Source organism: Streptomyces murinus, assembly GCF_002154555.1.
GTDB lineage: Bacteria > Actinomycetota > Actinomycetes > Streptomycetales > Streptomycetaceae > Streptomyces > Streptomyces murinus.
The window spans coordinates 1-821 of the sequence record NZ_MUNF01001026.1 but is presented as its reverse complement, the minus strand read 5'-3'; the positions used below and the strand labels follow the sequence as shown (position 1 = coordinate 821).

1 pseudogene is annotated in these 821 nt (G+C 72.6%); it reads left to right on the top strand.

The window, feature by feature from the left end:
• Positions 1–285: 285 nt before the first annotated feature.
• Positions 286–821, top strand: a pseudogene (locus CCN72_RS37420) (nSTAND1 domain-containing NTPase); the annotation flags it as partial.

Sequence of the window (821 nt, the reverse complement as noted above, 5' to 3'; positions counted from 1 at the left end):
GGCCGGGTGCGGGGCGGATCAGATGTCGGATCGCCGACCGCTCGCGGCTTTCGATGGAAGTCGACCGAAAATGTGCAACGCCATGAGGTGTCTCTCCGAGCGCCGGGCCGTTGGCCTGTCCGGACGGTGTGTGACGGTTCCGCTACCGGGGTTGCGATCCTGCCATTTGTCGCCACCGGGGAGGAGATCCCCGTCTCCGGAGCGGGGCTTATCCGCAGGTCAGCCGTATAAGGTGGGTTTTCCGGTCCGGACGTCCACAGGCGGGGGGAAGTGAGGGGTGGGGCCTTGGGTTCCGACTCAGGGGCACGCACAGCTTTCGCCGAGCGCCTCGCGCTGCTCTACAAGGAGGCCGGAAACCCTCCCCTGAAAAGCGTCGCCGAGGCGGTCGGCCGGCTACAGCGGGTCGACGAACGCGGCCGCCCGGTGCGCGTGTCCGCACAGCGGATCAGCGACTGGCGGCGGGCCAAGAACGTGCCGGCCCAGTTCACCGCCNNGGCCACTGGCAGCGCCAGTGGGAGCGCGCGCTGGCCGACCCGGTCGGCGACCGTGCCGCGCCGCCCGCCTCGCCCGCCGAGGAGAACGGCCGGCCGCCCGCCCAGGCCCCGCCCATCACCGGTGGCGTGTGCCCCTACCGGGGTCTCGCGCCGTACCGGCAGGAGGACGCGCGCTGGTTCTTCGGCCGGGAGCGCAGCACCGACGCGATCATCGCCCAGCTGCGCACGGCGGGCCGTACCGGCGGACTGGTGATGCTCGTCGGCGCCTCGGGCGCGGGCAAGTCCTCGCTGCTGAACGCCGGCCTGGTCCCGGCGATCGCGGGCGGC